The organism is Nocardia neocaledoniensis (genome assembly GCF_003182135.1).
Classification (GTDB): Bacteria; Actinomycetota; Actinomycetes; order Mycobacteriales; family Mycobacteriaceae; genus Nocardia; species Nocardia neocaledoniensis.
The window spans coordinates 95,555-119,932 of sequence record NZ_QGTL01000008.1 but is presented as its reverse complement, the minus strand read 5'-3'; the positions used below and the strand labels follow the sequence as shown (position 1 = coordinate 119,932).

23 protein-coding genes and 1 tRNA gene are annotated in these 24,378 nt (G+C 65.4%); 10 read left to right on the top strand and 14 right to left on the bottom strand.

What is annotated here, in order from left to right; translation table 11 throughout:
- Window position 1: 1 nt before the first annotated feature.
- From DFR69_RS21705 to DFR69_RS35345, 4 genes are all read right to left on the bottom strand, one after another.
- A complete protein-coding gene (locus DFR69_RS21705; RefSeq protein ID WP_332909955.1) occupies window positions 2–424 on the bottom strand; it encodes an acyl-CoA thioesterase in 423 nt (140 codons plus the stop codon).
- Window positions 421–5,301 (bottom strand): NAD-glutamate dehydrogenase, encoded by a 4,881-nt coding sequence (locus tag DFR69_RS21700; RefSeq protein ID WP_110039453.1) that lies wholly within the window; start codon window positions 5,299–5,301, stop codon window positions 421–423. Before DFR69_RS21700 ends, DFR69_RS21705 begins: the two co-directional genes overlap by 4 nt.
- 212 nt (window positions 5,302–5,513) lie before the next feature.
- Entirely contained in the window at window positions 5,514–7,190 is a 1,677-nt protein-coding gene (ettA, locus tag DFR69_RS21695) for an energy-dependent translational throttle protein EttA (RefSeq protein WP_110039452.1), read from the bottom strand.
- Between the two features lie 69 nt (window positions 7,191–7,259).
- Window positions 7,260–7,682 carry a single stranded DNA-binding domain-containing protein gene (locus DFR69_RS35345; protein ID WP_425271603.1) on the bottom strand — a complete coding sequence of 141 codons (423 nt, stop codon included), beginning with the start codon at window positions 7,680–7,682 and terminating at the stop codon, window positions 7,260–7,262.
- A gap of 9 nt (window positions 7,683–7,691) precedes the next feature.
- Between DFR69_RS35345 and DFR69_RS21685 the strand changes: the two genes are divergently transcribed.
- Window positions 7,692–9,260, top strand: a complete 1,569-nt coding sequence (locus tag DFR69_RS21685; protein WP_110039451.1) for a recombinase family protein — start codon at window positions 7,692–7,694, stop codon at window positions 9,258–9,260.
- A 182-nt stretch (window positions 9,261–9,442) separates the two neighbouring features.
- Here the strand turns inward: DFR69_RS21685 and DFR69_RS35340 are convergent, their stop codons facing one another.
- Window positions 9,443–10,591, bottom strand: a complete 1,149-nt coding sequence (locus DFR69_RS35340; RefSeq protein WP_110039450.1) for a helix-turn-helix domain-containing protein — start codon at window positions 10,589–10,591, stop codon at window positions 9,443–9,445.
- Window positions 10,592–10,763: 172 nt separating this feature from the next.
- Between DFR69_RS35340 and DFR69_RS34580 the strand changes: the two genes are divergently transcribed.
- Complete coding sequence (locus DFR69_RS34580) at window positions 10,764–10,937, top strand: hypothetical protein (protein WP_167456367.1); 174 nt, start codon at window positions 10,764–10,766, stop codon at window positions 10,935–10,937.
- Entirely contained in the window at window positions 10,934–11,089 is a 156-nt protein-coding gene (locus tag DFR69_RS34575) for a hypothetical protein (RefSeq protein WP_167456366.1), read from the top strand. Before DFR69_RS34580 ends, DFR69_RS34575 begins: the two co-directional genes overlap by 4 nt.
- A 187-nt stretch (window positions 11,090–11,276) precedes the next feature.
- On the opposite strand, the gene DFR69_RS21675 is transcribed toward DFR69_RS34575, so the two are convergent.
- The gene (locus DFR69_RS21675) at window positions 11,277–11,792 is read right to left on the bottom strand and encodes a hypothetical protein (protein WP_110039449.1); all 516 of its coding nucleotides are present in this window, start codon (window positions 11,790–11,792) and stop codon (window positions 11,277–11,279) included.
- A gap of 237 nt (window positions 11,793–12,029) precedes the next feature.
- Between DFR69_RS21675 and DFR69_RS21670 the strand changes: the two genes are divergently transcribed.
- The 5 genes from DFR69_RS21670 (at window position 12,030) to DFR69_RS21650 (ending at window position 16,657) form a co-directional block, all read left to right on the top strand.
- Window positions 12,030–12,242 carry a hypothetical protein gene (locus tag DFR69_RS21670; RefSeq protein WP_110039448.1) on the top strand — a complete coding sequence of 71 codons (213 nt, stop codon included), beginning with the start codon at window positions 12,030–12,032 and terminating at the stop codon, window positions 12,240–12,242.
- Between the two features lie 365 nt (window positions 12,243–12,607).
- Window positions 12,608–13,627 carry an AAA family ATPase gene (locus tag DFR69_RS21665; protein ID WP_110039447.1) on the top strand — a complete coding sequence of 340 codons (1,020 nt, stop codon included), beginning with the start codon at window positions 12,608–12,610 and terminating at the stop codon, window positions 13,625–13,627.
- Window positions 13,628–14,840: 1,213 nt separating this feature from the next.
- On the top strand, window positions 14,841–15,602 hold the full coding sequence (locus DFR69_RS21660) for a hypothetical protein (protein WP_110039446.1): 762 nt from the start codon (window positions 14,841–14,843) through the stop codon (window positions 15,600–15,602).
- Between the two features lie 366 nt (window positions 15,603–15,968).
- The gene (locus tag DFR69_RS21655) at window positions 15,969–16,271 is read left to right on the top strand and encodes a hypothetical protein (RefSeq protein WP_146229393.1); all 303 of its coding nucleotides are present in this window, start codon (window positions 15,969–15,971) and stop codon (window positions 16,269–16,271) included.
- A gap of 167 nt (window positions 16,272–16,438) precedes the next feature.
- Complete coding sequence (locus DFR69_RS21650; protein WP_146229392.1) at window positions 16,439–16,657, top strand: hypothetical protein; 219 nt, start codon at window positions 16,439–16,441, stop codon at window positions 16,655–16,657.
- Between the two features lie 61 nt (window positions 16,658–16,718).
- Here the strand turns inward: DFR69_RS21650 and DFR69_RS21645 are convergent, their stop codons facing one another.
- The 8 genes from DFR69_RS21645 to DFR69_RS21620 form a co-directional block, all read right to left on the bottom strand.
- On the bottom strand, window positions 16,719–16,952 hold the full coding sequence (locus DFR69_RS21645; protein ID WP_110039443.1) for a hypothetical protein: 234 nt from the start codon (window positions 16,950–16,952) through the stop codon (window positions 16,719–16,721).
- A 140-nt stretch (window positions 16,953–17,092) separates the two neighbouring features.
- Complete coding sequence (locus DFR69_RS34570) at window positions 17,093–17,236, bottom strand: hypothetical protein (RefSeq protein WP_167456365.1); 144 nt, start codon at window positions 17,234–17,236, stop codon at window positions 17,093–17,095.
- Between the two features lie 102 nt (window positions 17,237–17,338).
- Window positions 17,339–17,563: a hypothetical protein gene (locus DFR69_RS21640; protein WP_110039442.1), complete on the bottom strand. Its 225-nt coding sequence runs from the start codon at window positions 17,561–17,563 to the stop codon at window positions 17,339–17,341.
- Between the two features lie 575 nt (window positions 17,564–18,138).
- Window positions 18,139–19,089, bottom strand: a complete 951-nt coding sequence (locus DFR69_RS34150) for an LPO_1073/Vpar_1526 family protein (RefSeq protein ID WP_341867803.1) — start codon at window positions 19,087–19,089, stop codon at window positions 18,139–18,141.
- 83 nt (window positions 19,090–19,172) lie between these two features.
- Window positions 19,173–19,445: a hypothetical protein gene (locus DFR69_RS21635; RefSeq protein WP_146229390.1), complete on the bottom strand. Its 273-nt coding sequence runs from the start codon at window positions 19,443–19,445 to the stop codon at window positions 19,173–19,175.
- A gap of 656 nt (window positions 19,446–20,101) precedes the next feature.
- Window positions 20,102–20,302, bottom strand: a complete 201-nt coding sequence (locus DFR69_RS21630; protein WP_186817363.1) for a single stranded DNA-binding domain-containing protein — start codon at window positions 20,300–20,302, stop codon at window positions 20,102–20,104.
- Window positions 20,303–20,423: 121 nt separating this feature from the next.
- Window positions 20,424–21,401, bottom strand: a complete 978-nt coding sequence (locus DFR69_RS21625) for a serine/threonine dehydratase (protein WP_244198388.1) — start codon at window positions 21,399–21,401, stop codon at window positions 20,424–20,426.
- On the bottom strand, window positions 21,398–23,464 hold the full coding sequence (locus DFR69_RS21620; RefSeq protein WP_110039439.1) for a bifunctional copper resistance protein CopD/cytochrome c oxidase assembly protein: 2,067 nt from the start codon (window positions 23,462–23,464) through the stop codon (window positions 21,398–21,400). The genes DFR69_RS21625 and DFR69_RS21620 overlap by 4 nt, the downstream gene beginning before the upstream one ends.
- A 135-nt stretch (window positions 23,465–23,599) precedes the next feature.
- Here DFR69_RS21620 and DFR69_RS21615 point away from each other — a divergent pair.
- Window positions 23,600–23,673 (top strand) — tRNA-Arg (locus DFR69_RS21615).
- A 110-nt stretch (window positions 23,674–23,783) separates the two neighbouring features.
- Window positions 23,784–24,344, top strand: coding sequence for a TetR/AcrR family transcriptional regulator (locus DFR69_RS21610; protein ID WP_110039438.1), 561 nt, complete (start codon window positions 23,784–23,786; stop codon window positions 24,342–24,344).
- Window positions 24,345–24,378: the final 34 nt, after the last annotated feature.

The following is a 24,378-nucleotide window of genomic DNA, read 5'->3' as shown; positions in this document are numbered from 1 at the left end:
GTCAGATCCGCCACAGGGCCAGGTAGTCGCGTTCGGCGTCGGTGAGCCTGCGCAGCCGCTGGGTCTCGATGTCGAACGCGGCCAGCTGGGTCGTCGCGGTGACCGCGGGCGGCGAATCCGGCGCCGTGCCGTTGGCCCGCACCTCGTAGCCGATCGTGAAATCGACCGCCCGCAACTGCTTGATCCACATGGTGATGTCGAGCGGGGTGTCCTCGTGTCGCAGCTGGCCGCGGTACTTCACGTGCAGGTCGACCAGCACACAGCCCTGCCGACCCATCGACGCCGTCGGCTTGTCCCCGTCGAACAACCACGGTATCCGCGCCTCTTCGAGCAGGGTCACCATCCGCGCGTGGTTGACGTGCTGATACACGTCCATGTCCGACCAGCGGATCTCGACCTTGGCATGAAAAGGCGAACTCGTCACCGTGGTACCTCCGATTGGGCGCCCACCCCGCTCACCATGCTCCGCACCTGTCGCGCGGCGACCGACAGTGTGGCGAGGTCGTGGGTCCCGGACTCGAACAGTTCCGACAGTGCCGCGCGCGCACGGCCCAGCCGGGACTGGTTTTTCGACTCCCAGTATGCAATTTTCTCGTCGGCGGTCTCCTCCGGGTCACCCGCGGACAGCACGTCCAGGGTGAGCGAGCGCAGCGAACCGTACATGTCGTCGCGCAGCGCGAGCCGGGCCAGCGCGTGCCAGCGGTCGCCGCGTTCGAGGTGGCTCACCGCCTCGAGCAGCCAGTCGATCTTCAGGTGCTCGTTGAGCGCGTAGTACAGCGCGCCCACCTCGGCGCCGTCGCGGTCGGCGATGTCGGCGATGTCGACCACGTCCAGCAGCGGGTAGAGGCCGAGCAGACCGAACACCTCGGTCGCGAGATCGGTCGGCGCGCCGCGCGCGATCAGTTCGGCGGCGCCCTGGGTGAGCGAGGTGACGTGGTGTCCGCGCAGCCAGCCCGGCACCTGGGGCGCCAGCTCCTGCACCCGGCTGTGGTACCGGTTGATCTCCGCGCCGACGGCGATCGGCTGCGGGCGGTTGCTCAGCAACCAGCGCGAGGCGCGGTCGAGCGTGCGCTTGGATTCCAGCTCCAGCAGATCGCACACCCCGGCGGGCGCGTCGGCCGTGCGGATGCGGGCCCACACGTCGTGCAGTTCGAAGATCTCGGTCGCCGCCGCGAAGGCGCGCACGGTGTCGGAGGTACTGGCCCCGACCTCCTCGTTCAGCCGGTGCGCGTAGGTGATGCCGCCGTAGTCGACGACCTCGTTGACCAGCATCGTGGTGACGATCTCGCGGCGCAGCCGGTGCTTCTTGATCTCGGTGCCGAAGCGCTCCCGCAGCGGCGTCGGGAAGTACAGCGGAAGCCGTCGTGCGAAGTACACGCTGTCGGGCAGGTCGGTGTCGAGCAGATCGGCCTTGAGTCCCAGCTTCACGTGCGCGAGCAGATTGGCCAGCTCGGGCGAGGTGAGGCCGCGCCCGTCCTCGGCGCGCCGCTTCAGCTCGGCATCGGTCGGCAGCGCCTCGAGGTCGCGGTCGAGGCCGCGGCGTTGTTCCAGATCATCGATCACGCGGGCGTGCACGCTCACCATCTGCGGTGCGTCGGTGCGGGCGATACCGATCAGCACGTTCTGATCGACGTTGTCCTGCAACACCATCCGCGCGACCTCGTCGGTCATCGAGGCCAGCAGCGGGTTGCGATCGGCGGGCGCCAGCGCGCCGGCGCTCACCACACCGTCGAGCAGCACCTTGATATTGACCTCGTGGTCGGAGCAGTCGACACCGGCCGAGTTGTCCAGCGCGTCGGTGTTCATCTTGCCGCCGTTGCGGCAGAACTCGATGCGGCCCAGCGCGGTGGCGCCGAGGTTGCCGCCCTCGCCGATCACCTTGACCCGCAACTGGTTTCCGTCCACGCGCACCGCGTCGTTGGACTTGTCGCCCACCTCCGCGTTGGACTCCGTGCTCGCCTTCACATACGTGCCGATGCCGCCGTTCCACAGCAGTTGCACCGGGGCGAGCAGGATCGCGCGCACCAGTTCCGGCGGCGAGAGCGCCTGTACCGAGTCGGGCAGGCCGAGCGCCGCCCTGGCCTGTGCCGAGATCGGCACCGACTTCACGGTCCGTTCGAAGACGCCACCGCCCGCGCTGATCAGGCTGCGGTCGTAGTCGGCCCAGGAGGAGCGCGGCAGCGCGAACAGCCGGGCGCGCTCGGCGTAGGAGGTGGCCGCGTCGGGGTTGGGGTCGAGGAAGATGTGGCGGTGGTCGAACGCGGCGACCAGGCGGATGTGCTCGGAGAGCAGCATGCCGTTGCCGAACACGTCACCGCTCATGTCACCGACGCCGACGACGGTGAAGTCCTGGCTCTGCGTGTCGATGCCCATCTCGCGGAAGTGGCGCTTGACCGCTTCCCACGCGCCCCTGGCGGTGATGCCCATCGCCTTGTGGTCGTAGCCCGCCGAACCGCCGGAGGCGAAGGCGTCGCCGAGCCAGAAGCCGTAGCGGGTGGCCACGTCGTTGGCGATGTCGGAGAAGCTGGCGGTGCCCTTGTCGGCGGCGACCACGAGGTAGGTGTCGTCACCGTCGCGGCGCACCACCCTGGCGGGCGGCAGGACCGCGCCCGTGGCCAGGTCGACATTGTCGGTGACGTCGAGCAGCCCGGAGATGAAGGTGCGGTAGCAGGCGATGCCCTCGGCCACGCTCGCCTGACGGTCGGCGGCCGGATCGCCGGTGGCGGCGGGCGGACGCTTCACCACGAAGCCGCCCTTCGCGCCGACCGGCACGATCACGGCGTTCTTCACCGCCTGCGCCTTGACCAGGCCCAGGATCTCGGTGCGGAAGTCCTCCAGTCGATCCGACCAGCGCAGACCGCCGCGAGCGACCGACCCGAACCGCAGGTGCACGCCCTCCACGCGCGGCGAATACACGAAGATCTCGAATTGCGGTCGCGGCTTGGGCAATTCGGCGATCTCGCGCGGCTCCACCTTGAACGAGAGGTAGTCGCGCGGGCGTTCCTCGGCGTCGAGGACGTAGTAGTTGGTGCGCAACGTCGCCTTGATCAGGCCGAGGATGGCGCGCAGGATGCGGTCGGCGTCCATGCTCACCACGTCGTCGATCCCGGCGCGCACCATCGCCTCGATCTCGTCGGCGGTCTCGGCGGAGACGGTGTCCGGATCGAAGCGGGCCGCGAACAGGTCGACGAACGCGCGCGAGACCTCGGGATGCGCCAGCAGAACGCGGGCGATGTTCACCTGGCTGTACGGGAAACCGGCCTGCTGCAGGTATTTCGCGTAGGCGCGCAGAATCGACACCGAGCGCCACGGCAGCCCGGCCCGCAGCACCAGTTCGTTCAGCCCGTCGGCCTCGGCCCGGTCGTACCAGACCGCCTCGAAGGCGTCGGTGAACCGGGAGTGCAGCTCGTCCTCGCGGCCGGCCTGCTCGAGCAGTTCGGCGTCGAGATCGCCGCCGAGGGCGTTGCGCAGCAGTTCGGGCCTCGCCTGCAGACCGAAGTCGTAGATCCAGCGCTCCGCGCCACCGTCGAGTTCCAGCTGGTAGGGCCGCTCGTCGACGACCTCGACGCCCAGGCTCTGCAGCACGGGCAGCACCTGGCTCAGCGAGACGCCGGACCCGGCGATGTAGAGGCTGAACCGCCACGAGCCGGGCGCGGCCTCCGGCCTGCGGTAGAGGTACTGGTCGATGCCGCCGTCGGTGAGCCGTTCCAGCCTGCCGATATCGGCGATCGCGCGGTCGGCCCCGAAGTCTTCCTTGTAGCTTTCCGGGAAGGCCTCCGAATACCGTGTCACCACAGCGGGATCCAACGCGGCGGAGGTGGCGACCTGTTCCCCGATACGGTCGTCCCAGGTGTGACTCGCGGCGTTGAGCAGGGCCTGCAAGCGCAGCCGGTTGTCCTCGGAGGTGTCGGGCGCCACCGCACCCTCCCCCGGCAGCATCACGGTGAAATACACACTGGCGAGCTCACTTTCGCTCACCCGCGCCGAGTAGTCGATATCCGACCCGCCCAGCTCGCTGACCAGGATCTCCTGCATGTGCAGGCGCACCGCGGTGGTGTAGCGATCGCGCGGCAGATACACCATGCACGCCACGAAGCGGCCGTACCTGTCGCTGCGCAGGAACAGGCGCACCTGCCTGCGCAGGCCGACGCCGAGCACGGCGACGGCGGTGCGGCGCATGGTCTCGGTGTCGGCGGAGAACAATTCGGTCCGCGGGAAGGACTCGATCACCTCGAGCATCGCCTGCCCCGAGAACGAGTCCTTGTCGAACCCGGCCGCCTCGATCGCGCTGCTGACCCTGGTGTTGATGACGGGGATGTCGAGAACGTTCTCGTGCACGGCGCTGACGGTGAAGACGCCGATGAACAGGTGCACACCGGCGACGGCGCCCGCGTCGTCCACGTCGGCGACGCCGACGAAGTACGGGTACACCGAGCGGTGCACGGTCGCGCGGACCAGCCCCTGGGTGAGCATCAGCAGCGGCCGGTCGCCGCCGTTGATCGGCACCTGGAAGTCGGTGCCGATGTCGGCGCGCAGGACGCCGAGGCTGGCCCCGGGGACCGGGGTCGAGACGGTGTGGCCGTGGTCGGTCTCGCGCCGGTAGCGGGCGTAGCCGAGCAGGGTGAAGTTGCCGCCGGCGAGCCAGCGCAGCAGGTCCGCGCACTCGGCCAGGTCGGCGGCCGGGAACGGCGCCGCGCCCTTGCCCGCGGCCCGGTCGAGCTGGTCGGCCAGCGAGCTCTGCACCGCGGTCATCGCCTCGGTGTCGTCGATGACCTGGCGGACGTCGGCGATCACCTCCGGCAGGGTGCGCTCGATCTCGTCGAGCTGGGCCCGGCTCGTGGACGGATGCAGTTGCAGATGCATCCACGACTCCGGTTCGCCCGGCGCGTTGTTGCCGTCGACCTCGTGCGGCGCGGCGCCGACCAGCACGCCGTCGGCATCGCGGGTGACCTCGAAGATCGGGTGGATCACCTCGGAGACGTTCACCTGCATGCGGCCCAGGGCCGCGGTGATGGACTCGACCAGCAGCCCCATGTCGTCGGTGACCACCTGGACCGCCGCGCCCATCCCCGATCCGTCGTCGGGATGATAGACCCGCACCAGCGCGGTGTGCGCCGGGCGGCGAGCGGCCAATTCCATGTGGCGGCGGAAGATCTGGTTGATGCCGGTGACCGGGAAGTCCGCGTCGCCGGCGTCCACGTGTCGGAAATACGCCCCTTCGAGTGTCGCGAGATCACCGCGCAAGCTTTGCGGCATTCCCGCGGCCCACGCCGCGCTCGACATTTCCGACGAGACCGTCATCGTTTTCGCCCACTCCCATGGATTTGGTTCGCTTCGATTCCGCAACTTCGGTGACGCATTTTCGAGACTAGCCGGGGGTACATGGACACGCGGAGGGATTTCCGCCTTGCCGCGCCGGTAACTTGACCGGCGTTCGGCGAACGACGAGAACGGCCCGGCGGGGCCGATCGTTCGCCGATCAACTCCGCCGGGCCGTAGCGCTTTTCGCGAGGTCAGTCGCGGGTCAGCTTGCGGTGGGTCACCCGATGCGGGCGAGCCGCCTCCGCGCCGAGGCGGTCGATCTTGTTCGCCTCGTAGGCCTCGAAGTTGCCCTCGAACCAGAACCACTTGGCCTCGTTGTCGCTGTCGCCCTCCCACGCGAGGATGTGGGTGCAGGTGCGGTCGAGGAACCAGCGGTCGTGGGAGATCACGACGGCGCAGCCCGGGAACTGCTCGAGCGCGTTCTCCAGCGAGCTCAGGGTCTCGACGTCGAGGTCGTTGGTCGGCTCGTCGAGCAGGATCAGGTTGCCGCCCTGCTTGAGGGTGAGCGCCAGGTTCAGCCGGTTGCGCTCACCACCGGAGAGCACACCCGCCGGCTTCTGCTGGTCCGGGCCCTTGAAGCCGAACGCGCTGACGTAGGCGCGCGAAGGCATCTCCTGGTTGCCGACCTCGATGAAGTCGAGCCCGTCGGAGACTACCTGCCAGACGTTCTTGTTCGGGTCGATGCCCGCGCGGTTCTGGTCGACATAGCTGAGCTTGACGGTCTCGCCGACCTTCACGTCGCCGCTGTCGGGCGCCTCCAGGCCGACGATGGTCTTGAACAGCGTGGTCTTACCGACACCGTTGGGGCCGATGACGCCGACGATGCCGTTGCGCGGCAGCGTGAACGACAGATCCTTGATCAGCTGACGGTCGCCGAAGCCCTTGTCCAGGTTCGACACGTTGACCACGATGTCGCCCAGGCGCGGACCCGCGGGGATCTGGATCTCCTCGAAGTCCAACTTGCGGTGCTTCTCGGCCTCCGCGGCCATCTCCTCGTAGCGGCCGAGGCGGGCCTTGTTCTTGGCCTGACGGGCCTTGGCGCCCGAGCGCACCCAGGCCAGCTCCTCCTTGAGGCGCTTCTGCAGCTTCTGGTCCTTCTTGCCCTGGACCTCGAGACGCTGGGCCTTCTTCTCCAGGTAGGTGGAGTAGTTGCCCTCGTATGGGTAGGCGCGGCCGCGGTCGAGCTCGAGGATCCACTCGGCGACATTGTCGAGGAAGTACCGGTCGTGGGTGACGGCCAGCACGGCGCCCGGGTACGAGGCCAGGTGCTGCTCGAGCCACAGCACGCTCTCGGCGTCGAGGTGGTTGGTGGGCTCGTCGAGCAGCAGCAGGTCGGGCTTGCTCAGCAGCAGCTTGCACAGCGCGACGCGGCGGCGCTCACCACCGGAGAGGTTGGTGACCGGCTCGTCCGGCGGCGGGCAGCGCAGCGCGTCCATGGCCTGCTCGAGCTGGGAGTCGACGTCCCACGCGTCGGCGTGGTCGAGGAACTCCTGCAGCTTGCCCATCTCGTCCATGAGCTCGTCGGAGTACTCGGTGGCCATGAGTTCGGCGATCTCGTTGAAGCGGTCCAGCTTCACCTTGACCTCGCCGAGGCCCTCCTCCACGTTGCCGCGGACGGTCTTCTCCTCGTTCAGCGGCGGCTCCTGCTGCAGGATGCCGACGGTGGCGCCGGGCGCGAGGAATGCCTCGCCGTTGTTCGGCCGGTCCAGTCCCGCCATGATCTTCAGCACGCTGGACTTACCGGCGCCGTTCGGGCCGACAACACCGATCTTGGCGCCGGGCAGGAAGTTCAGCGTCACGTCGTCGAGGATGACCTTGTCGCCGTGCGCCTTGCGAACCTTGATCATCTGATAAATGAACTCAGCCATATGAGAAAGCCTATCGGTGCGGGGTAACTGGGTGCGATGCGGAGCGGGCCGGATGCCGCGGACCGCCCCTCAGGCGTCGACCTGCGCGGGCGTGCCCGGGTTCGGCACCGCAACCGGCGATCGCGCCGGGAGGGAATCCGCCGCGGTCGTAGAGGCTACGGCAGTGTCTTCGGTCGGCGCATATCCGGCCGGTTCCTCGGCGCTCGGTGCTGCAGCGCCACGGCGGCCGGAAATATTCCGCACCGCGTGCGGCGCCGGTCGCGCGGCGTCGGCGCGCCGCACCACCGACGCGGTGCAGCGGGCCAGATCGGGCCCGACGGCCACCGCGCGCATCTCCAGATCCCGCCGCTCTGCGCCGTCCTTGCCGCGATATTCGTGCGAGCGCAGCTGCCCGTAGGCGATCACCGGGTCGCCGCGGTGCAGCGAGCGGTCGACGCCGGTCACCAACCGGCGCCAGCAGGAGACCGTGAGATACAGCGTCCCATAGTTCATACTGCCCACATGAGCTATGTGGGACTGCGCGCCGTTGTCGGCGCTCGGGTGTCAGTGTTGAAGGACGAAGGCAAGGTTTCCCACCTTGCCCAGCATGAGACAGGCGGGAACTGGGTCGACGCGCAGGGGGCCAGTGTCGTCGGGACGTTCGAAGACCTAGACGTGTCCGCCTCGGTGTCACCGTTCGATCGGCCGGACCTGGGCCGCTGGTTCAAAGAAGAGTTCGCAGACTCGTTCGACATCTTGGTGTTCTCGAAGATCGACCGGGCGTTTCGTTCCACCCGGCACATGGTCAAGGTGGCGGAGTGGTGCGAGCAGCACAAGAAGATCCTGGTGTTCGCCGAGGACGGTCTAGTGCTGAACTACTTGAACCCTGCACCCGGCCTAGAGGGCATGTTGGCCGAGTTGTTCGTGTACATCGGTTCCTTCTTCGCACAGCTTGAGCTGAACCGGTTCAGCACCCGCACGAAGGACGGGCACCGGATCATCCGGCAGACCGATCGGTGGGCGTACGGAGTCCCCCGGTTCGGATTCAAGACCGCGCCGCACCCTTCGGGCAAGGGCCGGTGCATCGTCCAGGACCCGACAGCACAGCAGGTCCTACACGACCAGATCAAACCCCGGTTGTTCGCCGGGGACTCACTGACGGCGATTGTGGCCCATCTGAACAAGTGCCCTCACGCTCTGCGGGACCAGGAGTGCCCCGGACCGTGTCAGGGGTCGGCGGTCCTGACTTCGTTGGAGCGATCGCGTGTTGAGTCGGGCAAACCCCGGCTCCGGCGGGAGCCATGGACACACTCGGCGCTGCTGGGGATTCTCACCAGCCACGGCACGCAAGGCATCAAGGTGGATTCGAACGGGAATCCGGTACTGACTGCGGATGGGTCCATGATCCAGATGACAGACCCGACGTTCTCGGATGACGAGTGGGACCGCGTCCAAGAAGAAGTCCAGAAGCGCAAGGTGTCGGGCAAGAAGCGGGTCAACTCCGAGAACCCGATCCTTGGCGTTGGGTTCTGCGGCAAGTGCAAGCGCCCGTTGTCGCAGCATGTGCCGAAGACGCGAGACCACGTTTGGTACTTCCGGTGTGCGAACAAGCCGGACCGGGGGTGCAAGGTATTGGTTCAGTCCGGCATTGTCCTGGGTGCGCTAGAGGAGAACTTTCTAGACCACTACGGCCCCCGACCGGTCACCCGCCGAGTGCTGATCCCCGGCAGCGACAACCGGGCCGATCTGGAGCGCGTGAAGGACGCAATCCAACGCCTTCGCGACGAGTCCGACGCTGGGTTGATCGTCACGCCCGAGGACCGGGCACAGTACATCGACCGATTGACGGGGCTCACTGCCCGGAGGACGGCCCTAGAGGCGTCGCCGGTCACCCCGCCTCGATACGAGGTCGAGACCACCGGAGAGACCTACGCAGAGGCTTGGAACCGGCTGGACCCGATCGGACGCCGTGACATGTTGCGAGACGCCGGATTCCGGTTGGAGATCCACTCCAAGCACGAGTGGCACTTGTTCGACACCGGCGACACCGAGGACGGCTACCAGGAGTGGCTAGGAAGGATCTCGGACTAGTCGGTTCTCCGTACTCGGCTGAAATATCCGGTACATGTTTTGAAGTCCACCAGATAGACAGAACCCCCCGGTCCGTAGCCGGGGGGTGCTGCCGGACCAGACTACCGGAGTCCGACCGAGAGAGAACCTAAGCGGACCGGGGGCCTGCCCGCGGAGCGGGCCGGCTGCCGGATCTCAGCTGGTCACGACGATTCGGAGCCACCACCTAAACGGACCGGGGGTGAGATCTCATCCATGAGCATTCGCAGTGTCAGAGAGTGTTTCTCGGGTGGCAGCGCGTCAAGTGCGGCCCTGGCGTATGCCCTACCGCCCTCGCGGTCACCGGCACGGACCAGCATTAGCCCTCGGTGCATCTCCAGATGGGTTGCGAACCGGGGCAGCGTCGGCGGCAGATACCGGCGCGCTTCGTCCTGGGCCTCGATTGCCTCGGATTCGTCACCGAGCCGGGCCCGGAGCAAGGACCGGAACACACCGAGCCGCCAATACGGCACGGCGTAGTCACTGGCCTCGGAATCCTCCGAGCCTGCCAGATCGAACACGCGGCGGCCCTCTAAATCCAGGGCCCTCGCGGTGTCATGGTCCCCGGTGATCGCTGCGGCATGAGCCTTGCCGTACAACGCATTCAACCGACCGAGCGACGGCCGGTCGTCTATGGCTAGCGCCTGGTCGGCGAACATCGTTGCAATCGGCAGTGAGGCACCCTCGTAGCCGAGGGCGATAGCGGCCCGTCCGCGTACCCATACCCGAGTGTCAACGTCGCCGGATCGGTCGGCGGATTCAGCCGCCATCCGGTACCACGTAACAGCTTTCGACCCGTCCGAGCCGGGGAACGTCTTGGCGAACAACGTCATGAGCCGCGCGGCGTGCGTCCACATCTGCGGTGTGTCGCATTGTTGTTGGATCACAGCGAGATCCACGGCTAGCCGCTGTTGGATCTCAGCGGCCCCGGAGGTCATGTAATCGGCCCCGTACCCGGTGAGCGTGTGTGCCCACTGATCGACCGAGGGGCCCATACCCCTCAGACGCGCCGAGAACCCCTCAGCGAGCAAATCAGAGGCCACAACAGGGGCCACCACGGTAGCGGCCATCGTGGATAGGAACTGTCGGCGTTGCACGGTGTCGGACTCCATCACAGCAAGGGGCACATCCAGAACGGCGGCTAGGTGCCTGAGCCAGAACGGCGACGGCACCGACTTACACGACTCCCACCGGCGCGAGATGTATTCGCGCGTGATCGGTTGCCCCGAGTGCTTCTCGAGTTCGTGAGCAAGGCGACCTTGTGACCACCCGCGAGCCTGCCGCAGATCGCGGATGAGCTTGCCCGTGTGCATGAACTCATGATGCCCCGGTACGGACCGGTTCGCTTGTGTGCCACTACGAATGCCACCCCGTGGCACTACCGATGCCACTGCCCAGGAACCTCGGTGATCCGAAGGATTGACGGCACGGGCCGCCCGGCCGACTACGGCCGGTCGGGTGGGGCTCGCCAACCGAGGGGAACCGATGAACACGATTCGTCAGCAGCTAGAACCGTTGGTCGACCGCGCCGCGTTGAGGTCGCTCACGATCAAGCCGTGCCCCGAAGGGTGCGAGCTGGCAAGCCCGTGGCGCGTGGTGTGCGTCGGCACCCTCGACGACATAGACGCATGGCTCACCGCTGCGGAGTCGTACCGGTGATCGCCCTCGGGTGGACTCTGGTAATCGGCCTGCCGCTGGCGGTGGTGGTCGGCGTGATCCTGTGGCCGGAACAGATTCCGCAGGATCGGACCGTGGATGCGATCCGCGACAGAATCGACCGTGAGGATGCCGGTCCGTTTAGCGGTCGGTGAGAAATCTGTTTGACCTCGGGTTACCCGGTCGCCGGCCCGCTCCGCGGGCAGGCCCCCGGTCCGCTTAGACCGGCACGAATACGATTGCGAGAGTCAACCAGAGCAAACAGTCTGGCTTGCCGACCGAAATACCCCGAAGGGCCCCCGACTCACGAGGTCAGGGGCCCATTTTCGTCACATGACGCAACTAGTCGCCATCCTTGGTTAGGATCTCCTCCGCCTTCGGGGTCAACTGCCCCCCGGCGCGGCCGGGTATCGAAGTCAGTAGTTCCGCCTTGCGTGCCCGCTTGAGTTGCTGGAGAACCCCCGACGGAGTTCGGTCGACCATTTCCGCGAGCTTGCCCGCGACGTTCTTTTCGCCGGTCTGGATGAGTAGTAGGTACGTCTCGGACAGGGTCGCCAGGTACACATCCGTCACACCATCGGCCAGCATCCGCCGCAGCGACCTGGCCCGTGTATCGAGTTCGTCTTGCAACGACGTTGGTTGCAGGTCTGACATGTCCAGCTGGAGCACCATAAACGCATGTCGGAAGTTGATCTGACGTAGCACGGTCTGAGAGATCCCCCCGGCGAGATCCTGTGTTGTAGCGCGCTCGCCCGGAACTATCTCCAGCCGTGTCGGGCCGCCCTGAGTAGCCCCCTTCGGCCACGTAAACCGGACATCCCAGGGACCGATGTGCTCGGTGACTGCCTCCTCTTCCATGCGTCGACCATACTCCGCCATCCCAGGTATGCCCAACATGGTGTGAACTGTGTCACTAATCGCCAATCTGGCTTGACGTACCAGGTATGTCACACCAAGTATTGAGGCACAACCAAACAGCGTAGGGCCGGAGAATCCGGCACCGAACACCACGGAACCCCCGGACACGCGGCTACGGCCAGAAGTGACCCAGCCAGGGCGACTACGAAAAGCGACGACAACAGAGAGGAACGACTATTGAACATCCAACATCCAGGGTTCCTGTACGTCGTTGAAGCCGACGAACACGTGACCGTGTATCGGTCGGCGGTAGTCCAGAACACCGACGACATTTACCGGCCGATCTGGGACCGGTTCGGCACCTCGGAGCCGGTTGTACGGGTCCAGGTCGAAGACCCAGACATGATGTACGCCGCTGCGGAACTGCTGATTTACGAGGTGGCGGCGTGACCGTAGTAGCTGAACCGGTGACCGTGTTCGCGGCTAGCGCCGTAGGTCGCACCGGTGACCGATTCCTAGCTCTGTGCGAGTACGACGAAGACGGTCTAAGCATCGCTACCCGGCAGGCGAACGGCTCGGTATCTGCACATCGAAGGATCGCCCGCGAGTACTTCGGAGTTCCGGCCGACCGGGTTCTAGACACTTCGTACATGTCATCGGCCGGTGAGGTCATGGCACTTACAACCTGGGTACCAAAGCCGGGACGTACACCGATCCCACGTCAGAGCGTGGTCAACCCAAATTGACAAACATCTCAGATCCCCCGGCGTCCGTAGCGCCGGGGTTTTCTGATCAGTACATAAGAGAGAAACCGCATGATTGACATTGCCAAAAGGTTCCCGCGAACCACAACCCGCGAAGCGTACGAACGATCCAAACAACATGAGCGATGGATTTTTCCCGACACTATCAGCTCTTCGGTCACGATGATTTACGGCCGGTCCAACGTTGGGAAATCCTACTTGGTTAGCTCGCTCCTGTTGTCCCTGCTCGTTGCCGACCGAGAATTCCTCGGGATGCAACCCACCGACAAAACCAAGCTATGGAAGCCTGCGATTCTTTGGACCGATCCCGGATCGGACGAAGAGTACGGGGAACGAATCCACAAGGCGATACCCGAAGGTGTGGACGTAGATGTTCCGGTGTTCCATATCGGCCGTACCGCCCGCGCGGATGAATGGGAAGCCCTGGCGGATCACCTTCTCAGTGAGGGGCACAATTTCGTCGTAGTGGACAACCTTATGGGTGTCACCGGAGATACCAACGATGCTGCTGTGGTGGCAACCGTGTTCGACGGATTCACCCGCCTCACGAACCACGGTGTCCCGGTGGTGGTCCTGCACCACGAATCCGAGAAAGGTGCTGTGGTGAACGGTGCGCCACCAATGGGTGCATCCACATCGGTCCAGAAATCCCGCGTATGGATTCAGGTACGCCAGACCGCCAAGCGACGACTACGCGGCGGGAACACCGCACTTATCGTCCAATCGAACTTGCTGGACCAGCCGCAACAGATTGTGGCCGAACCCCGGCAGGGCCCGGACTACCGGGTTCTACAACGTGGCCCCTGGGTCGACAAGAGCGAAGCGGCAGAGTCCACCGAGCCGAAGCCGAAGCGGTCAGCCGTCACCCAGGATCTGAACGCGAAGGCAGCGGCGTACGTGGTCGAGCACTGCCAGGGCGTCGGGATGAACCAGGCGGCTACCAGGCTCGCCGAAGAGTTCCCGGACCGGTCTAGCGCAACGTGGAAAGACCAGCTGAGTCGGGGCGGAGTGTCCAAGCTGGTCACCCGCACCGGCGACGACAAGGCGACTGTGTGGGAGCTGGTCGCGTAGTTGGTGGTGGTGGTGTCCCCCTATATGTGTGGTTCGTTCCTCACCACCCACCACCCCCACTTTGAAGCCCTCCCTTGCACCGGGAGGGCGAATCATCTGGACCGCTCCCCGGCGGTCCCTGTACCTGTACCGGCCTCGGTGGCCGGTGTCATGACTGGGCGGCTGAGTGGCCGCCCTTCACTCGATATGGACCGCTGCGGGCGGTCCTCCACATGAGCCGCTGGAGCGGCTACGGGATCGGCCATCGGAGCCGATCCCTAACCGGACCGAGGGCCTTCCCGCGGCCCTCGCCGGCATGACCATTCCCGCTGATCACAGCGGTTCACACCCGGTCCCTAAACGGACCGGACTACATCTATCGCGGCCCGGTGGCCGCAGAGAGGCGCGTACGCGCATGTTCAATCTTCCACTGATCTCACCAGAGGACCGCGCCAATGCGGTCATTCCGTTATCGCACCAGGAATCCAGGATGGTGCGAAACAAGGTCGACGTGTACCGAGAAGCGAACCCCGACGAGTTCCACACGTGGACCACCAGGTACGGGTGCGTTGTCCAGTTCTGGGGACACCGCGTCTACTACGGCCGGTGTCAGGATTGCTCGGGCTTGGTGACGACCCGCCGGAACATCCGGCGGTACCGGCATAAGCCAATCACCCAGATCGGCCGGTGGCCCTCCCGGTGCCCGGAGTGCGCCGAGGCTGCATGGGAGAAACACAACGACCAAGCTCGTTACCGTATGGCTCGACTCAGAGCCCGGCGGAAATGCTCCGAATGCATGGTCGACAAATACTGCCCTAACCATGCGTGATGTTCCAGTCTTTTACATATCTATTGAGGGGGTAAAGCTCCGGTCCGTAGCCGGGGCTTTCTCTTTTGCCTGTATCGACTACACCTATTCCATCAAAGGAGGTGAACCATGCCGACACCACGATGCACCCGCCATACCCCGAGGACCGCCGACTCAAACGGTCGGTGCATTCAATTCCAGCGCGAAGCGCGCCACCGATACCGTGTCGCGTGCCGGGATGCACGACGACGAATCAGGGACTCAGGAATCATCCCCTAGCCCCAAGTACCCAAAGCCTATTTTCGGGCCTCAGCGTTGAAGCTGGGGCCTTTCCCATGTCCGGGGCAAGGTGCCCCACCACCCGAGCCGACACAGTCGGCAAACCTGGCGAACGCCTAGAGCGATTCGCCCGAGAGGAAACACCACATGTACACCCGTCCTGTTGACGTTGCCGACGCCGTTGCTAGCTGGACCTCGCTCGGTGTCGAGCTGCCGAAGGATCTCACCAAGGCGATCAACACCTACGAATCGCTCAAGTGGATCGAAACCGGTCACAACCCGATTTTCGACCTGTCAAAGGTCACCGACAAGAACGCCGAGGACATGGTCAGGGCGTATGCCGCAGAGCTGGCCCTCACACGTACGACCACAAACAGTGTCGGCGCTACTTCGTCAGCCATGAGCGACGCCAAGGCTGTAGCGGTCGACCAGGCCGCCCGTGCGGTGATTCGCGCCGGTTCGGACGCTGTAGACGAGATCCGCGCCCAGTTCGAACCCGAGTTCGTGAAGGCCACCGGGGCTTACGCGGATGCGGTCGCCAAGCTCCCCGAAAACGTGACCTCTGAAATGCTGGTCGCTGCCGGTGGCGATGTCGTCGACGCCTACCAGACGGCACGCGAAGCCGCTGCCCGTATCGAAGCCGCCACGGTGTGGCTGAACTCCACCAAGAACCTGCCGGGCCACGCTGCTGCCCGTATGGACCCGGCTCTGTCTGTGTTCAACCCTGTTACACGTGCGGAACTGTCCGCGCTCGACGCTGCGGAAGGGAAGAACGCCGATCCCGCCGAACAGGCGATTGGCCCGGTTCTGCTGGCGGGTGTCCGTGAGGGCATCGCATGGAAGCTCAATACACCGGCCGAGGCCGCTTCGCTGCGGGCGAATATCGAGGCGACCCCGATTAGCGGCTAATCGAGCTTGTGAGCGCCTGGGGCCGCCAACCCAGGCCCTTACATCAAAACACTGTGAACGGCCCTCAGCGTGCCAGCTGGGGGCCTTTCCTGTATCCGGGAGGGCAAATGTGAATTGGTATGAAATCGGATGGAAAGCGAAGTCGCCCGAAGATCGGGAGATCGCTTATCGAGCGTGGCTCGAATCCAAGAAACTGCCAGATGAACCGGTGCGCCGGGAAAAGTGGATGCAGCGATACCAGCGGCCAGCGCCGCCCGCATCCGTGACCTTGAAGACTCTCGCCGAAATTCGCGGCGAGTCCAACGATTGGAAGTAGTGAACATGAGCCGTAGGCCAATGCACCGGCAGACAGGAAACGCCGCCGGAATGCTCCGTGACGCAATCAAGCGCCAGGACCAGGAACACGCCGTCAAGGGATCTGCGGCCGGAATGCTGCGGGCCGCTATGGCTCCGGCCCCGGTTGACGACTCAGACGACGAAGTCGCCCAGCTCCGGGCGCGCATTGACGAGATCAACCGTCGGCACACCGAACCGGCGAAGCCTACCGCCGACATTCTCCGGGAAACGATCCAGGGCGGAAACGGCCAGCACATTCCTTTGAATGGTGCCGGTGTCCTCCGCGCGATGCTGCGCGGTATCGGCGGGAAGGGGTCGATCAATGGCGAGTGAGATCCCACCGTGTGAGGCACGGAAACGAACCGGCGACCAGTGGCCCACACACAAGCGGAAGCGACGGAGGCAGAAGAATGGCTGACCGCAGATGCGCCAGTGAGGGGTGTCCGCGACGGCGGTCGAACAAGCGTACGTTCTGCTCATTGCTTTGCCAGGAACTCCATATGGAGCTGTTGCGTATCGAGGCGTTCTTGCGCGAGACGCCCGGACGCGGGCCGAACTATGACGGCTTGTGGCCGACCCTGGTTGATGCCTCAGACCAACTCAGCGAAGCGTTTCGGCTCCGTGAGAACATGCGTAAGAAAGGGGCGCGGTCCGTGTTGATGGACCATAACGAACTGCTCCGCGCCGACCTAGAAAGGCGCGGAATCTCGCACGCCTAATCCGAACACAAAGAACCCCCGCCGACTACGGATCGGCGGGGGTTTTTCGCGTATCAGAGGATCAACCCTCGATGTATCCGTACAGCGGTGCCAGCGCATCCCACTCGGGGCCGCTGGGCAGGAACATGTAAGGCGGTGCCATCGGCCCGACCTGGCCGTCACCCATCCACGCTCGCCAGCAAGGCATGTCTTCAGTGCAGGTCACGGACGGTTCAACCGGGGCCGCGTACGCGGTGTCTGTGACACCAACGCCGAGCAGCAGGCCAGCGAGCAGGGCGAGAATCATGCGGATCATTTCGTACCTTTCATCGGTGCCGGAACCTGTTGGTCCGGCGGAGTCGGCCAGAGCGGATGCTCTGACGCGCGTCCGATCTTTCGATCGGGTCGTGCCCGGCGAGGGAGTCGAACCCTCGCTACGACCATCCGGGCTGTTGCCTAATCTGCGGCCATTGCGTCGACCCATTCGAACGGGTCCATGCCGTCAATCGTGTAGCCGGTTTCTTCCGAGTACTCGATCTCCCCCGGCATGATCGCGATAAAGCGATCTGCGGCGTAGCTGCGGATTGTGCGAACCATCATGTCTAGGTCCTTTCTCCGAGGTCGTAAGCCCTTCGGCCGAACCGGCTCAATGCCGGTCGGGGTGGGGGTGACCCCCGGTCGCTACGGACGACCGGGAATCAATCAACGGATGGTGGCGAACAGCTCCGCGACAGCGGCGAGATCGTTGCTCACGACTCGCATAACCAGCGCCTCATTCCTGGCGTACTGAGAATCCGAGAACTCATCATGAGTCGCGGCGCTCAACACGTCGCGGAGTTCGTTCGTGCCCTCGTAACGCGAGTGCGACCATTCTTCGTTCTCGGTCGCGGTGAACTGCGCGGACTTGTTCTTTTCGAGGGTGATCATTTCGGTGTCTCCGTTTCGGTCGGTGTTGCTGACATGAACGAATCTAGGTTTGCCAACCCAGGTTTGTCAAACATGAGTTTCGGGCAATTCAAGTATTCGCAGATGGACCGGGAGAAATTCGCCGACCGGACTGCCGCACCGATCCCCCAGATTCGGCGCTGAGTACGCCCCTGCCGGACTAGGGCCAGCACTGGGGTACGTGGGATGTGGGTGCACGTGCTGAGTGGCAGGGACAGGGCTAGGGCCTGCACTGGGTGTGCAGGCAGGGCAGGGCTAGGGGTGTGGGCACCCCCGGCAGGGGTGCCGGGGTGCGGGTGGACACTGGGTGCGTGCCGAGTACGTGGGTTGACCTGGGATTGCTGGGTGTCGCTAGGTTGCGTGGGTCGCGCTGGATTCGACCAGCGACGACGGGTGAAGACACCAGATCTACCGACGAGTAACGGGCTCTGACCTGCGGATACTCCGGCCGGCATCGGCCGTGTAGGTACCCAGGGGGGTATACCCTCGCCCCCGTGCTCAGGATCGCGTCGTAATGCGGGTGCCCCTAGTTGTACGGGTTTTAGAGTCGTTCGGTTTTAGAAACCGAGGGCTGGAACGTCCTCGACTTTTGATCGCAGGTGTGCATCTGCGATTACCAGACCCGCGCTGGATACTTCAACATCCTTGAGATTGGTATCGTCCCAAACTGAAATCAATTTCTTGATTTCAGGGATACGGCTAGTAATGTCCAGCTCAGCTCTTGCTGCATCGAAGAGGTTGGATCGCTGAAACTGCTTAAGGACATCCTCGACCTCAGTCGAAAAGTTGTTTTGCTCAAACACTCGCGAAAGATTCGCGGTAGCTATTACGCTGAGCTGTTTTCGATCGGGGTCACGCAAGGCATCGACAACTGCACCTTCGATAGACTGGACCACCGATGGAACCTCGCCGGGGAGGGTGCCGAGAGTGAACATTCCAGGGTACATATCCAACAGCAGTCCAGGGAGGCTGGCACGCGTACCCGCGCCCATCCAGGACACTCCAACGCCTTGCATGTGACGATAGTCCAACCCGCCATCTGGCAACTCGCCGATAAACGGAACAACTAGGCGCCTAAGGCCGTCGTACATATCCTGAAGGGTTGACCAGCCCCAGGTTCGGAGCCTGAGTGTAGTCACAATTGCCAGGGCATTCATTTGAGCCGTCGTCAACTTGGGGGCTATCGAAATAGCTTCGGTAATGCTGGTTGCATACACGGACTGGCCATCTTGTTGAGAGAGATCTACCACGAGGTCAACTAGAACACTTCCTAGATCAGCTTCCCCGCTGGTGGCGTATTCAATCTGCGCAGACTGTAGCGCGCGCTGCATTCGCGGCTGCTCCATGGAGATTGCAGATTCGGGCGCAACCTGCGCTTGCCTGGACATGTAGTTGTATAGAAATTCCTGTGCCCGTTCCTCAACTACAACGCGCGCGGCTGTTGAGAATTTCTCGAATTCCGTCCGCATCAAGTCGGTGCAGATTCGGACAACCTCGTCGGGCCTCACACCTTCGCTTATGTATACATCACGGGCAGCTTGTATCTGGCGCGAATTGTCCCCGGCACTCTGGCCTTGACGAAACCAGTTCCTCACTGACGGTCCCCCATTCCGCCCTCCAAGTGCACATCACGGGCAGATTGGATCGAACGTGAGTTATTGCCTGTCGTCAGCGTCTGACGAATATTCCTATCGGCCTGGTCGGCCTTCCCGCCCCAGGGGAACATGAAGAACGCGGCCACTACCGCCGACACGCCGATCGCGACGAAGATCCAGCGGGGCCAACTGTCAATGAATGGCACGAGGCCGACAACTAAAGACACGATGGCGAGGAAGACAGTTCCGAACCACTTGAAGTACACCATGCTCGCCACCCCAGATCTGTCGGTTGCCCAGCCAAGTTTCGACCGAATCATACTCTCGCGCTCGGGGTCGCAGGGTCGACAGGACGACCCGGAATCAGCTCGGCTCGATGAGGTCCCCGGAATAGGCTCAACGCCTGACCTCAGCCGCTACCGGCGCTGCGGCGGGCCGTGGTACGGTCCCGGGTACAAGTCAGGCCCCGGAGGTGCTACCAACACCGCCGAGGCCCTGGGCGAGGATCTGGGACTAGCAGACCGACGCCGTAGGCACGCAGCCTACCGCATTCGGCCGTTCGGCCATCTTCCCCGCTTGCTGCGCTGCGACCGTCGTAAACCCCACGGTTGGGCCGCTTCACTAGCGGTGCCGTCGCCCGTCAGAGGGGCCGGTGCAACCTTTCCGATGACACAGAGCCGCGCGTAAAGGCGGACTCGGAGTGCTGCCCCGTGGTTGGGGCATGGTCGTACGTCGGCATCCCCGGTCCGGGGCTCTGTGGCGTGCGCCGGGCTCTGTGCAGTAACCCAGTCCCGGCGGCCCGAGTAATCCCCGTGGCCGCGTGCAACCGAAGCAACGACACGACCGACCGACCGGCGGATGTCGAGCGCTAAGGGTGTTCCCGTACTTCGCGGTACCGGGGTACCCCTTCGCTGCCTCTCCTCGCTCACTCCCAGCGGGTTACGCACTTGCGAGTGGGCAGTGGTGGAAACCGTGTGCCGTTGTCGATCCATTCGCCCGCGTTCGCGTCGAACCGGCGGGAATTGCTCGCCATCCGGAAGGTGAGCACCTGCTCGCCGTTGGCGAGATCGCGCCGGACCGGATGGGTGACCACTGTGCCGATCACCGTCGCGTTTGCCTCGTACATCGAACCCGCCCCCGCTCGCTCGTCGTTGTGCTGACCATCCAAGGATGGCCGGGTCACGGGACGAACGGGCGGCCGCGAACACAACTGGGGACAACTCAGTGGGTTGTGGATATCTCCCGTGTCAGACAACGGGGAGTTCGGTGTTCGCCCCGCACAGGACGACGATGGGCCGGACGCCCTGGTCCGGGCGGTAGACGCCGCTCTGCACGGCGGCCAGCGCGGCCGCGCCCTCGAGCTCGACGACGACGCGGAATTCCCGCCACAGGTATTCGCGGGCGGCGGCCACGGCGTCGTCGGCGACCGCGAGCACCGGCATCCGATGTCTGCGGGCGATGTCGAGCGCGATGTCACCGACCCTGGTCTCGCACTGCGGCTCGCTGACACCCGAGCTCTCGCGCACGTCGACCGGCTTGCCCGCCGCGAGCGCGGCCGACAGCGCGGGCAGGTGTTCGGATTCGATGCCGACGATCTGCCTGCGCCTGCCGAGCGCGGCGCCGAGCCCGGCGATCAGGCCACCGCCGCCGACGGCCGCCAGCACCGGCGGCCTGCCACGCACCTGTTCTTCCAGTTCCAGCCCGATCACCCCGGCGCCGGCCACGACGTCAGGCATGTCGTAGGCGTGCAGGTGCGCGGCACCGCGTTCGTCCGCCAAGGTCACCGCCCGCGCCTGGGCCTGCGCGTAGGTCGTCCCGTGCCACAGGACCTCGGCGCCGTGGGCCCACATCGCCGCGACCTTGGTGTGCGGCGCCGATTCCGGCACCACCACGGTGCAGGTCTTGTCCAGCTGGGCCGCCGCCAGGGCGACCGCGATGCCCGCGTTGCCCGCCGAGGCCACCACGACATGCTCGGCGCCGTCGCCCGCGGCGAGCAGCGCGTTGAGCGCCCCGCGCACCTTGAAGGTGCCGCCGTGCTGCAGGAACTCGAGTTTCAGCGTCACCGGCACCGGTCCGTCGGGCCCGTCCACGCTGGTGTGGAAGACCGGGGTCTTGCGGACCCGGCCGGTCAGTCTGCGCCGCGCCGCCCGCACCTCGGTCCGCAGCACGCGATGTGGTCTGCCGTCGGGTGAGGATTCGGGCTCCGGCTCACCGCATCGGCTCACCGGCGCACCTCGCCGTCACGCCGCGCGAGCTCGGCGTACATCGCGTTGTAGGCGGTGAGCTCGGCGTCGTTGTCGCGATCGGCGGCGCGGTCGGTGCGCTTGGCCAGGCGCTGGTCACTGCGCGACCACTGGATCAGCAAGGCGAGCATCACCACGACCAGCGGCACCTCGCCGCTGGCCCAGGCGAAGCTGCCGCCGTTGCGCTGGTCGGCCAGCAGGTCGATGTTCCAGCCCAGGTCGAGGGTCCGGTAGAACCAGCCGCCGAGCACGGTGTTCATGCTCATCAGGGCGATGCCGAAGAAGGCGTGGAAAGGCAGGGTGCCGAAGACCATCGCGAGTTTGGTCAGCGGCGCGACTTCGCGCGGTTTCGGATCGATGCCGATCACGACCCAGTAGAACAGGTAGCCGCTGATCAGGAAGTGCGCGTTCATCATCAGATGGGCGGCGTGCGAATCGACCACGGCGTCGAAGATCCCGCCCAGGTACAGCGCGTAGAACCCGGCGACGAAGATCACCGAGGCCACCACCGGCTGGGTCAGGAACCGCGAGACCGGGTTGTGCACCGCGGCCAGGATCCACTCGCGCGGACCCGGCACCCCCTCGCGTCCCGCGGGCGGCAGCGCGCGCAGCGCCAGCGTCACCGCGCCGCCGAGGGCGAGCAGGATCGGCGCCAGCATCGACAGCGCCATGTGCGCGCCCATGTGCACGCTGAACATGGCGGGCGCGTACCGACCGACCCCCGACGACGTGGCGAGCAGCAGGACGAGACAGCCGCTGCACCAGGCGATGGTCCGGCCGACCGGCCACGCGTCGCCGCGCTTGCGCAGTCGCCACACGCCGAGCAGGTACAGCGCGGCAAGGACGATCGCGAGGGTGCCGAAGATCAGGTCGAACCGCCAGTCGAACAGCAGTCTGCCGACCGACGGCGGCCCGGCGAGGGTGTACCCGAGTTCCACCTCGACCGGCGTCGGGATCGAGACGGGCGGGGGCGGCGGGGTGCGGCCGAGACCGACGGCAAGGCCGATCGTGGCCGCGAAGATCAGCATCTCGACCCCGGCGAACCGGATCAGCGCGGAGCGGTCGCGCGGGTCCGCCGCCAGCGCGGGCAGGGCCGCCCTGCGCTGCAGATAGCCGAGCACGCCGAGCACGAGCAGCGCCGCCGCCTTGGCCAGCACCAGCTTGCCGTAGGTGGTGCTGAACAGGTCGGAGGCGGGCACCCGGACCCAGGCGTTGACCACGCCACTGAGCCCGATCACCACGAACGAGATGGTCGCCGCGAGCGAGAACCGTCGGGCGGCGATGTCGACGCCGGGACCGCCGCGCAGCGCGTGGGCCAGCACCGCGATGAGGCCACCGACCCAGACCGCGGCCGAAACCATGTGCAGGATCAGCGAATTGGTCGCCACGTCGTGCGACCCGCCGGAGGACGAGTGGCCTGTCAGCGCCAGCGGCATCATGGTGATCAGCGAGCCCGCCAGCAGCAGCGGCGTCCAGCTCCAGCGCAGTGCCAATCGGCACAGGACCACCAGGATCAGCGCGAACACGGTGGTCGTTCGCCAAGCGCCCGCCACCTCGACCTGCGTGATGACCGGCCACAGCACCTCGGGCCGCCAGATGTCGCCGACCGGCTGACCCGTCGTGTCCGAGACCGTCAGCGGCACCAGCAGCGCCGCGCTCACCGCCCACACCAGCGCCGCGTGCCCGGCCCTGCGCACCGCGCGGTACCCGCCTGCCTCGAGCAGGCCGCTGTCGCGCGGCGGCAGGAGGAACGCGGCGAACAGCAGCGAGCCGACCGTCACCGCGGCGGCCAGATCGGCCACCGCCCGCAACGCGGGCAGTCCATAGGTGGTGATCGGCCCCGGATCGGGTATACCCAGCAGACTCAGAGCTTGCGCCGCCGACAACCCGACCACGATCGCCGCCACGAAGGCGGCCATCGCACCCGCGACAACACTGAGCACCCCGAAGGACGCGGCGTTCCCTGCCGGCGCCGCCCGACCCGGTTCCGCCGGTGTTGCGCCGTCCTCGGCGGTTCCAGCGGAGGGGTCTTGCGATAACGACATGCCAACGAGGGTAGTTCGGCCTGCTCGGAGCCGCCCCGATGGGGCATCGCTCCCAACCCGCCTCCCGACCTGGTCGGTCGCTATACTTTTCGCGCTGGACACCGGGGCCGAGTTCGGCCAAGGTGGATGCGGACTGCCTCCGTAGCTCAGTTGGATAGAGCAAGGGCCTTCTAATCCCTAGGTCGCAGGTTCGATTCCTGCCGGGGGCGCAACACGGCCCTGACCAGTAGAAATACTCGGTCAGGGCCGTTGTCGACCCGGAGCGCTCCGATGATTCGGGGCGGCGGCCGCTGATCGGCGCGACGAGTCAGGACTGGTGATGCCGAGAAACAGACGCCCCCGGGATCGGGAGGAGAAGCGCGCCGAGATCGTCGCCGCCGCGCGGCGGTTGTTCACCGAACTGGGATACGACGCGGTCCCCGTGAGCAGAATCGCCAAGGACGCCGGGGTGGTGTCGAACACGCTGTACTGGTATTTCCGTGACAAGGACGCGGTGTTGACAGCGGTGCTGGAGGATGTCCTGGCCGACGCGATGGCCCGGTACGCCGAGGTCCTCGACACCGACATCGTCGATCGACTGGTCTGGGTCGTCGCCGAGTTGGAACAGGTGAGCCGGTTGGTGACCACCGTGCACGCTCGTGCGAAGGAATCGGAGGCTGTTCGGGACTGGCACGAGCAGTTCCACGCGTTGGCCGAGGGTTTGTTCCGGGCGGATCTCGCCATGATCGGGGTCCCCGCCACCGAGTTGGACGCGATGACCTCGATCGGGGTGTTCGTGGTCGAGGGACTTCTGATGCATCCGGTCGACGACGCGCGCAAGCGCGCGGTGATGGAAACGCTCGTCCAGAGCGCCCGCGGAATCGCGGTAGCCGCCCGCTGACGTGCTCAGCGGACGGCTACCGGCTTCGCGTCGT